The organism is Fischerella major NIES-592 (genome assembly GCF_001904645.1).
Lineage (GTDB): Bacteria > Cyanobacteriota > Cyanobacteriia > Cyanobacteriales > Nostocaceae > Fischerella > Fischerella thermalis.
The window spans coordinates 140,546-150,968 of the sequence record NZ_MRCA01000011.1 but is presented as its reverse complement, the minus strand read 5'-3'; the positions used below and the strand labels follow the sequence as shown (position 1 = coordinate 150,968).

11 protein-coding genes are annotated in these 10,423 nt (G+C 39.3%); 4 read left to right on the top strand and 7 right to left on the bottom strand.

What is annotated here, in order from left to right:
• The first annotated feature begins 506 nt into the window (after positions 1-506).
• Positions 507-692, top strand: a complete 186-nt coding sequence (locus NIES592_RS18365) for a hypothetical protein (RefSeq protein WP_062250297.1) — start codon at positions 507-509, stop codon at positions 690-692.
• Positions 693-1,008: 316 nt separating this feature from the next.
• Here the strand turns inward: NIES592_RS18365 and NIES592_RS18360 are convergent, their stop codons facing one another.
• Entirely contained in the window at positions 1,009-1,167 is a 159-nt protein-coding gene (locus NIES592_RS18360) for a CopG family transcriptional regulator (RefSeq protein ID WP_073556514.1), read from the bottom strand.
• 321 nt (positions 1,168-1,488) lie between these two features.
• Positions 1,489-2,262 carry a LuxR C-terminal-related transcriptional regulator gene (locus NIES592_RS18355; protein WP_443134930.1) on the bottom strand — a complete coding sequence of 258 codons (774 nt, stop codon included), beginning with the start codon at positions 2,260-2,262 and terminating at the stop codon, positions 1,489-1,491.
• Positions 2,263-2,284: 22 nt separating this feature from the next.
• On the opposite strand from NIES592_RS18355, the gene NIES592_RS18350 reads away from it, so the two are divergent.
• Positions 2,285-2,980 carry a DJ-1/PfpI family protein gene (locus NIES592_RS18350; RefSeq protein WP_073556513.1) on the top strand — a complete coding sequence of 232 codons (696 nt, stop codon included), beginning with the start codon at positions 2,285-2,287 and terminating at the stop codon, positions 2,978-2,980.
• A 74-nt stretch (positions 2,981-3,054) separates the two neighbouring features.
• On the opposite strand, the gene NIES592_RS18345 is transcribed toward NIES592_RS18350, so the two are convergent.
• From NIES592_RS18345 to NIES592_RS18340, 3 genes are all read right to left on the bottom strand, one after another.
• Complete coding sequence (locus tag NIES592_RS18345) at positions 3,055-4,326, bottom strand: glycosyltransferase family 4 protein (protein ID WP_073556512.1); 1,272 nt, start codon at positions 4,324-4,326, stop codon at positions 3,055-3,057.
• A 247-nt stretch (positions 4,327-4,573) separates the two neighbouring features.
• Positions 4,574-4,747 (bottom strand): hypothetical protein, encoded by a 174-nt coding sequence (locus NIES592_RS24675; RefSeq protein ID WP_218600603.1) that lies wholly within the window; start codon positions 4,745-4,747, stop codon positions 4,574-4,576.
• 283 nt (positions 4,748-5,030) lie between these two features.
• Complete coding sequence (locus tag NIES592_RS18340; RefSeq protein ID WP_016871453.1) at positions 5,031-6,056, bottom strand: anti-sigma factor antagonist; 1,026 nt, start codon at positions 6,054-6,056, stop codon at positions 5,031-5,033.
• A gap of 305 nt (positions 6,057-6,361) precedes the next feature.
• Between NIES592_RS18340 and NIES592_RS18335 the strand changes: the two genes are divergently transcribed.
• Together NIES592_RS18335 and NIES592_RS18330 are read left to right on the top strand one after the other, a co-directional pair.
• The gene (locus NIES592_RS18335; RefSeq protein WP_073556511.1) at positions 6,362-7,159 is read left to right on the top strand and encodes a 7-carboxy-7-deazaguanine synthase QueE; all 798 of its coding nucleotides are present in this window, start codon (positions 6,362-6,364) and stop codon (positions 7,157-7,159) included.
• A 189-nt stretch (positions 7,160-7,348) separates the two neighbouring features.
• On the top strand, positions 7,349-8,878 hold the full coding sequence (locus NIES592_RS18330) for an esterase-like activity of phytase family protein (RefSeq protein WP_073556510.1): 1,530 nt from the start codon (positions 7,349-7,351) through the stop codon (positions 8,876-8,878).
• 104 nt (positions 8,879-8,982) lie between these two features.
• Here NIES592_RS18330 and NIES592_RS18325 read toward each other — a convergent pair whose 3' ends face one another.
• Both NIES592_RS18325 and NIES592_RS18320 read right to left on the bottom strand, forming a co-directional pair.
• Positions 8,983-9,630 carry a DUF3318 domain-containing protein gene (locus tag NIES592_RS18325; protein ID WP_009460181.1) on the bottom strand — a complete coding sequence of 216 codons (648 nt, stop codon included), beginning with the start codon at positions 9,628-9,630 and terminating at the stop codon, positions 8,983-8,985.
• A gap of 76 nt (positions 9,631-9,706) precedes the next feature.
• The gene (locus tag NIES592_RS18320) at positions 9,707-10,264 is read right to left on the bottom strand and encodes a hypothetical protein (RefSeq protein ID WP_009460174.1); all 558 of its coding nucleotides are present in this window, start codon (positions 10,262-10,264) and stop codon (positions 9,707-9,709) included.
• Positions 10,265-10,423: the final 159 nt, after the last annotated feature.

Below are 10,423 nucleotides of genomic sequence, written 5' to 3'. Positions count from 1 at the left end.
TACGTCTCTACAAAAATGTATACAAACATAATTCATGACCAGATTCAGCAACGCCAAAAAATTGTTGTTGCTGCAAGATATGAATTTACAATTCACGGGTATGTAGAGACGTAGCGATGCTACGTCTCTACAAAAATGTATACAAACATAATTCATGACCAAATTCAGCAACACCAAAAATTTATACTAAATAATTTAGTCCTCTACGTTCGGTAATTAAGGTTTCAAGCCTCTAAATTTATTTGTGGATGAAATAAAAGATAAGGATGTGTGTGGATATAGGTAATACGAGCCTCATCACGTGGATAAGTACATTATCATAATTCCAAATTAAAACTGCTACCAGTACTTTACATATTTAGCGTATATTAGCGCTTATGCTTTATGGCTCTTGAAAAAAGAATAATTAAAAAGCTTAAGTTAGATATCAAAATCTAGATTTTCACTGGTAAAGATGGTTCAGGATTGGCAATATTGTTGAACTTACATAAGTAAATATAAGAACAATGAATGATACTGCTGCACATATATTTCCAGCTTTTGTAACATCCAGCGAAAAATTATCAGTCCAACAAGTTACTCTAGAATTGACACCAGATGAAGCCAGAAAACTGGAAAAGTATTGTCAGTTGACAGGAAAAGCAGCTATAGATGTAATCCGGGAGTTGATCCAAGATTTACCCATAAATTAACTTTCTACACCAACTGTAAGATAGAAGTCATTGCAAGAATTGTAGCTTAGCTATTTTATCTAGAAAAAAGTAATCAACAAAATGGTATTGGAGAATAGGGAATGTCAATAAAATAGTAAAAGATGTTCTTAAATTTTAACTGGAAAACACACAGGTAATTCAGTGTGGAGTAAAAATAAAAATATCCTTAGTCAAAAAATTGGCTAAGGAACCTCGTGTGTGTTTATCATGAGGGAACATATTCAAACTAGTTTTGGGATTTTATTTCGTTTGAAAACTAATTTGCCAAAATCGTCTTTCAAATTCCAAAAAAATGCTAATTCTGCTCAGTTCTAGTCATTGGTAGCGCTCGAATAAGTTCCCTAATCACATCTGTAGCTGCCCTACCAGTCTGATCACAATATTTTTCCAGCTTACTGGCTTCATTTGATGCCAAGTTGACGGTAATTCGTTTAACTGCCCATTTTTTGTTCATAATTAAAATCTGATTGTGTAGCATAAAGTTGTGTAGAAGGTGAAAAAGCTGTACTCATGAACTCTGCTGATGAAGGGAACCGTTTTGTGAACATTCATTGCTTAGTAGAATCTGGTAAATCCGATAAAGTTTCTTCCCTGACGGGTGAGTCAACCTGAGCCTGGAATTTCCCAAAAGCAGGTTTATCCAGAAAGATTCACACTTGGAAACATTTCGGCTCAATATCATTTTGAAGTTTATTGGCTAGTCAGGTCAAGACTTAGATAATGTTTTTTTGGCTTTTAAACGACAAACCATCTCTAGTACTTTTCTTTTTACTCCTTAAATTTGAGGCATTTGGCATCGTGCTACCATCTCTGCTCGTGTGGATACATTCAGCTTACGAAATATTCGCTTTAAAGTTTGCTTGACTGTATTTTGACTAATCCAAAGTTCGGTTGCAATTTCTGCATTAGTTAAACCTTTGGCAACCAAAGAAGCAATTTGTAATTCTCGATGAGTTAAACAAGCTATTTGATTTAGCTGTTGTTTTGCTCGCAAGAAAGCTAGTTTTGCAGAAATATGAGCGCAAAGCGCACTTAAACACATTAAATCTTGAGAATTAAAGGCAGATGTCCCATTGGTGCGGGCAAAGTGAACTGTACCAATTAGTTTTCCTTGCCCAACAATAGGTCCAGTCATAATGTGTTCGTGGTTGTACATCCTACCACAACCACTTTGATACAGTTGACTCTGCTTCCAAGCTGTTTCTGTAAAAATAACTTGCTCATGGGCGGGAACATGATGTTCGATCACGTAATCCATGACTGGATCAATCGCTGCACCAACAGTTTCGTAGTAATCGATAAAGCTGTCTGGTAGTCCTTTGATATCAACCGTGGCACATTTTCCCAGACTGTCATGCAAATAAATACCCCAGTGTTGGCAAGCAAACAATTCCCCTACTGCATCCATATAATCTAGTCGCAGTTGTAATTCATTAGGAGCGATCGCTATTTTTTGAATCAGTGCCTGAAAGCTACCAGACATAGCAAAAATGTACTCAACTGGGTAATTGGCAACCAATATATTTAACTCTAGGATAGCTGTATTCATTGCACACTTTTAAATTTGCAGTATGAATAATCAGTTTCAAAACACTATTGGTTTAGTCATTTACCCAGACATGTTTCAGCTAGATATCACTGGACCACACCAAGTTTTTTCTTTAATGCCCAACACTTCGGTTTTACTATTGTGGAAGTCACTCGAACCTGTGGTGAGCAATGGTGGGTTAACAATTTTACCCAACACAACCTTTGATGAGTGTCCACAACTTGATGTGTTGTGTGTACCAGGAGGATCTTTTGGTACAGTGCAAATGATGGAAGACACCGAAATGTTGACTTTTTTGCAGAAACATGGCAAGACGGCCAAGTATGTAACTGCTGTTTGTACAGGTTCGCTCATCCTCGGAGCAGCTGGATTGCTGCGGGGATATAGGGCTGCTTCGCACTGGGCATTTCGAGAGCAACTGGAACTGATGGGAGCGCAAGTCACTACAGAAAGGGTGGTTGTGGATCGTAACCGAATCACAGGGGGAGGCGTGACAGCAGGGATTGATTTTGCTTTAACCATTGCAGGAATGCTTTGTAGTGAAGATACTGCCAAGTTGATTGAATTGATGTTGGAGTACAACCCCTCACCTCCGTTTGGAGTCGGTTCACCAGAAAAAGCAGGTGCGGAACTGGTACAAGCTGTCAAAAATTTGGGAACATCGTTAATAGCTGCATCATATGACGCCAGCAAAAAAGCAGCTTCTAGAATCCATTAATTTCCTGATTTAACAATGCCCCAACTTTAACCAGTAAATCATTTATCACTCATCGCTGATTACCGTTAACTGATTTACACTTCTTGCTTAGACACAACAGTTGACCGAATTGCTGGGCTATCAGAAATCATTGTATAAAACAAAGATTCATAGTTATTTAAAGCTTGGTCAAAGGAATATTGCTCAACAGCAAATTGGCGACTGTTATAGCCAAGAGCCTTAACTTTTTCAGGGTGTTGGTACAAATCTAAAATTGCTTTAGCTAAGGCATCAGAATCTTCTGGAGGAACGACAACACCACCACCGCTTTGTTTAATTGCTCTTGCAGCAGTACCATTATCAGGTACAGATGCAACTAATGCTCTACCACTGGCAAGTAAAACTTGAATTTTAGATGGCATGTTGAAGGATATTACATTCTTCTTTTGTACTACCAAACCAACATCAGCCGCTGCTAACATCTCTGGTAATTTTTCGCGCGGTTGAAAAGGTAGTAACAAAACGTTATCTGCACCGCAATTTTGGCATTCTTGTTGCAATCTTTGTAGACCTTGGGCTTCTCCTACAATCACAAAGGTAATATCTGGAATATGTCGCAATTTTGAAGCAGCTTTTACTACTGTTTCCAAGCCTTGAGTGAGGGCAATGTTACCAGAATATAAAACTACAAATTTATCATTGAGTTTATGATCTGTGCGGAAAGAGTTATTTTCTTTTGGTAAAGGACGAATAAAATTAACATCAACCCAGTTGGGTATTTGTACAATTTTATTAGGTTTTACATTTTTATTGAGCAAGTTTTCTACAAATCCATCAGCAATGACGCTAATTTTAGTAGCAGTGCGGTAGGCAAATTTTTCTAATACTGTAAAGGCTTTAATAAGTAGTTGATTTTTAATTAAACCAACATGAATAGCTGCTTCTGGCAATATATCCTGAAGATTTAAGACTACAGGGCAATTTTGTAACCATCCTAAGATGGTAGTTGGTACACATACGGGTAAAGATGGCGAAGTAGCAAGAATTACATCTGGACGCCAACCCATTAAAGCTGGCACAAAACTTGTGACAACAAAGCTTGCATCTAGTAAAATCCGGTCGAGTAGGTTAGGTTGAGGACGAATCCAGACATAGCTACGTTGAATTTGAACACCATTTTTATACTCAGTTAAATACAATTTGTTTTTATATGCATCGTAAATCCGGCGTTCGGGGTAGTTTGGCATAGCAGTAACTACACGTACTTGATGCCCTCGTTTAACTAGTCCCTCTGCTAATTCAGTCATCAGGGGGGCTATACCTATGGGTTCTGGATAGTAGTTGTAAGAGTAAATTAAAATCCGCATATCAAATTAATTAAAACAACCCCGTTTTTCATTTAATTCAGTCAATTTCTTCCGAAAATGATTTCAGACAAAAATTGCGCTTCTATCTGAATTTTCTCCTGGGATTGTTTTAATGTCAGTGTTTGATACGTAAATTTTGAGTAAAATTTAACACTAAATTATAATTTGTACTAGTATAATTTATTCAATTATATTGTGTAAAAAATGTTGAAGTTTTTACGTGTTATTACTTAAAAGTTCTCATAATTTAATCACCATAAGGAACTGTAAATTTTCCATTACCAAAGTCGGCAGACAGAACACAAAAGCAGGTGATGTCGATGTCACCTGCCTTTGCTTTTCCTAATGTATGAAATATTGCGCCTACCCCATATCCCCTCTGGGAATTAATTTCAAAACTAAGAGCATAAGTCAGTTTCAACTGACCCAAACCTTGTCTTAATCAGATTTATCTGACTTTAGTCCTTGTTTAAACAGCTAAAACCCTGATTACGAGCTTTTATTGAACGTAAGTTTTTCTACTTAGAAATTTTAAAAATATAAATAAAGTGCATTAAGTGCAGACAATAATAAAAAGTGCAAGGAGTGAATCGTTGACATTTTTAATTCTATAGAGGTGGGGCAATCAAAACCTCACTTTGTCACCTGATATTTTTTAGTAACAATGCCCCTAAACCTCTGGAAGGATACTTTGTAGAATAAAGCTAGACAGCACCACTGTTTTTGTGAAACAAGATAGCTACTGTTTTCAAAATTAGCTTTAAATCGTATAGCAAGCTCCAGTTTTTTTGGTATTGCAAATCCAGACGAATTACATCCTCGAATTTACGTACAGTAGATCGTCCATTGACTTGCCATTCTCCAGTCATACCCGGTTTTACATCTAAACGTTGCCATTCTGGTACTTCGTAACGTTCGACTTCGTCGGGTGTGGGTGGTCTTGTACCGACTAAACTCATTTCTCCTTTTAAAACATTCCAAAACTGTGGTAGTTCGTCTAAACTTGTACGCCGCAGAAAGCGTCCGATTTTTGTAATTCTGGGATCATTGTCAATTTTGAAAAATGCCCCTTGTACTTGGTTATGTTTTGCCAATTCGGCTTTTCTAGCTTCAGCATCAACATACATGGAGCGGAATTTCCAAATCCGAAAGCGTTTACCCATCCAACCACAGCGAACTTGACTGAAGAAAATTGGGCCGGGATCGTCTATTGCGATCGCAACAGCAATAGGAATAAACAAAATTGCTACAATAACTAAACCTACTAATGCCCCAACAATATCTATTAACCGTTTCATCCAAGAACGAACAGAAGGATGTGTGGTTGGTAGCTGTTCTTCGAGTTGGTTCTTAGAAGGTACTGGCAGTAAGTCACTTGACTCAATGAAAAAAACCTTTTCTAGCCCTGTAAGATTAAGTACAGCCATGACTTGGGGAGTCACATTTCGCAGTATAAATTCTATCCCTCGATCTTGAGCAATTTTAAAATTACTTACCAAAGCGCCTAAACCACTACTATCCATGAAAGTAGTTTGCTGAAAGTCAATGATGATTTTCTGAGGGATTGGGTTTGCTTGGGTGATATTTTGGCAAGTTTGCTTAAAGGCTACCGCCTCTAGCACGCTTAATCGCTCTGATACTTGTACTATCGCCGTGTCATGTAAGAACATCACTGGAAAATCTACCTCTTGGGGTTGGCTAATCATGAAACCCTGCACTTTCATTGCCATGTCAGTCAATGTAATATGCCAAACATTAGTTGGTTTTAGTGAATCACTTAAGCTGAGATGCGATTAGTTCAAATCATAACTAATCGCCAGTAGTCCGCTACCCAGATTATGAAAGAGTTGAAATTGAGAAAAGATCAAAGGATAGTGACCCCTTTACTTTTGCTCCATGGGTAAAAGTTTCTTTTCCGGACAGCTAGTTACTGGAGTTGAAATTGGAGACTGCCAGTAAGGTTCACAATAGAACAAGAAGTTCAGAAACATCCTTGCTTTGTGCGGGAAGGGCACATACGCCTTGTTATCATCAAATGACTAATAAAATTGGTATTACACCCGTAGCACGTCTGGTAGAGGTCTTTTCCGCTATTCAAGGGGAAGGACTGAATGTCGGGACACGTCAGATTTTTATTCGCTTTGCTTTTTGTGATTTGCGCTGTCATTTCTGTGATAGCGCTCATACTTGGAATGCACCCGCTACCTGTAGGATCGAGCGATCGCCAGGACGACGCGATTTTGAAATCCACTCCAATCCTGTCCCTTTACCTATATTACTCGAATGGATCGAGCGGCAAAATATACCTTCTTTACACGATAGCATTAGCTTGACTGGTGGCGAACCTCTTCTTCATGCAGCATTTCTGGTGGAATTTTTACCACAATTACGTAATGTTACTGCTTTACCTATATATTTAGAGACAGGTGGTCATCGTCCAGAACAGTTGGCAATGATTTTGCCCTATTTAGACTCTGTGGGTATGGATTTGAAACTACCTAGTACTAGTGGCGAAAATCGTTGGCAAGAACACGCCAAATTTCTCCAACTCTGTTACGAATCACAAGTAGAAGTTTTTGTCAAAATCATTATTTCTAAACAAACAGATCCTGGTGAATTGGAACATTCTGCTTCATTAGTCGCACAGGTAAGTCCATCAATTCCAGTGTTTTTACAACCTGTCACACCTTTACCCGCTTCTGAACAATTGACCGAAAATCCAGTGCTTGCTCCTTCTCCAGAACAGGTATTGATGTGGCAAGCTTTGATGAAACGTTTTGTTAAGCAAGTGCGGGTTATACCTCAGACGCATAAGATGCTGAATCAGCTTTAGAGTTTAGTAGATAGTGGTTTGTTAGTAACCACTATCTACTAACTACTAGCGTTATTTTATAAAGACAAAAGCAAGAATAAGTAAAGATTGTAAAATTTTGATGTAAAAAAGTGTACTTAGTTTGACAGTTAACCTAGTCTTAATACGGAAGTCTAATGCTGAAAAACAGTAATGTTTTGAATATTAACAATGGCTCGATTCAGATATTGGCTTTCCATACTTGCCTGTTCGCTAGCACTGAGTGTTACAGGTTATACGACATCTGCTTACGGTATCTCCCTCAGCAATAGCTTGACTATTCCGGGTAGGAGTACTGATTTATACCCTTTTGCTGGCAACAGTGCCAATCAAAACCGCCTGGGATTTTTCTCAGATTTGTACTACGATCGCGTCAATAACATTTACTACGCTTTGAGCGATCGCGGCCCTGGTGGTGGTGTCATCCCCTACGAAACACGCGTACAAAAATTTACCCTTGATGTTAACCCAATCACAGGGAAAATTAGAAAATTTAAAATCCTAGAGACAATTGTCTTCAAAAAAGATGGTCAAGCTTTCAATGGCTTGAACCCAGAATTACTCAACGGTGATAAAGCAGTTCTTGGGCAAAGTTTTGATCCAGAGGGTTTTGCTGTTGCTCCCAATGGCAATTTTTACGTTTCCGATGAATATGGCCCCTCTGTATACGAATTTTCTCCCAATGGTTCTTTCGTACGAGCATTTGTGATTCCAGATAATATAATTCCCAAAGCTGGAAGCACTCTCAACTACGTCGATGGTCGTCCAACCATTACGAGTGGACGTCAAGATAATCGGGGTTTTGAGGGGTTAACTATCAGTCCAGATGGCAAAAAGTTATTTGCTATGCTGCAAGCCCCACTGGTGAATGAAGGCGTAGATAATAACGGCAAGAACGACGGACGCTACAGCCGTAATTTACGCTTGGTAGAATTTGATATAGCTACTGGCGAAAGCACGGCTCAGTACATTTATCAACTAGAAAGCTTAACAGATATCAACGATCGCATTCCTGGTACTGATGATGATTTTGGAAAAAGTGCCCAAGGTCGGAATATCGGCATCAGTGCCATTACCGCTCTTAATGATCAAGAATTCTTGGTATTGGAAAGAGACAATCGTGGGTTTGGGGTAGACGTGCTGAATGATTTGGCTGATGACCCCACTGACATTCCTAATCCTGTTGCTAGCAAGCGGATTTACAAGATTAACCTGGTCGGTGCAACTAACGTTAGTGGCATTAATCTAACAGGTACTAACACACTACCAGATGGTGTCAATCCAGTTGGTAAAACTCTCTTTTTAGATATTGCACAAGCATTGAGTCCTGAGAATCCCGGAGACTGGACAAAGATACCAGAAAAGATCGAGGGACTAACAATTGGCCCCAGACTCAGAAATGGTTCCTATGCACTACTAGTTGGTACTGATAATGACTATAGCGTCACACAGAATGATGATGACGTACAATTTGACGTTTGTAGCAATCAAGACGGTACTAGCGTAAGCAAAGTACCTATTGATAGCTATTGTCCAAGAGGTCAAAGGTTAGTTCCTGGCTTCCTCTACTCATTTAGGGTGAATGCTGCTGAACTGGGTAATTTCGAGCAAGCTGAGAGTACACCAACATCAACTCCAACTGCTGGGTTAGTGGTACTGGGGTTAGCTGGTTTTTGGTTGAAGCGGCGACACGTAGAGTAAGTGATGGGGAGTAGGGGGAGTGGGGGGAGTGTCAGGAGTATGAGGAGTGAAGATGTTCTCCCTTGTCTCCTTTGTCCCCCTTTTCTCCTTTCTTGCGATTTTGCCTAATATATTCCTTCATCCACAGTAGTCTTGGATTTTGCTTTGACTTTATTGGCACTGCGTTTGAGGGCTGAGAGTCGTGCTTCGTATTTAGACCGTTGACGCTTGCTAGGAGTCATATCAATTAGGGTTTTTAAAGCGCTACCTAAACTTTTATAAGCGTTGGGAAGACTATATCCAAAACGAGTTGCTAAAGCGATCGCTTTTTCATCAGCTTCAATAAATTCTTTCAGTTGCTTTTCTCCATTGTTTTTTTGATAAAGCCGCCAACCAGATACTCCGCAAAGCGCCAAAGCTAATATCAGCAATAAAGCATCCTGTACCCATAATTCACCAACAGCACCACCTAAACCAATTGCTAAGGCTGCCATTTCCCAACCATCTTTGGGAATCGTGTCATTTTGGATGCGGGCCACTTCGTGCCAGAACAGTAAATTGCGCTGATCCATTGCCAGCGTATCCCATTTCACCAAGTCAATTTGAATTTCTACTTGGTCTTTGCCAATTTCTTCGCAACGGATCAGGGGTGGATTTACCTCTGTTGTACCTTCAACAGTTACCCAACTTTGCAATTCTGGTGGTAGCAAACCCTTCAGACGCCGGAGTTCACTCATTTCTGCTTTAGCAGAGGAGGTTGCATAAGAAGTCATAATATCCAACCCTAGAAAACTTTCAGTATATTGAGCGTATCACTTTGGAGTATAGCTATTTCATTACTCATTCGGCTCATTCATTCGGAAAACTCCCCCGCTTTTTACGGGCTTCCATTGCTTTCTCCAACAGGTCTAGCAATCCTGGGGCTTCTTCTTGAATACTTAATAAAATTCTTTCTCCTAGTTCTACGTTACCTGGATCTTGACCTGTTTCCATCACCGCTTGCAGCCGAGGTATGGCAACATTATCAACAAGCTGAATTAAACCACTCAAACAACGGTTAAATTGTTTTTCTGTAAGAATTGAATCTTCTAAGGGAAACTCTATGATGGCACGAATTTCACCATCGGATGGATCGTATTCCCATTGCAGCATTTTGGTTTCCCAAGAGATCGCTAGCATGGTTTGGAGAATGGCTGCTTTGTGGGGATGATCTTGCACTCCTGCCAAAACCTGTGGTGCAAATAAGCGAAAAAACTTCCCATCCTCATCTAATTGGACAACAATTAAAAAGTCCTCAACATTATCACTTTCTACACCTGTGATAATACGCTCCTCTTCTTCATCTACACGATAATCCCAACCAAGGTTATCTAAGTAATTGGCAATCTGTACCAGATCAGCAGCCATAAAAGCCTCATTGTGAACGGTAAAACCGCTGTTGTCAGACCTAGTTTAACCTGCTAGCACATGGTTATAGCATGGAAAGGCTACGTTTTATGTTATGTATAACTGTTAATTAAATTACAGTTAATCTATGTAAATATAGTATTTAGGAATTATGTAGCT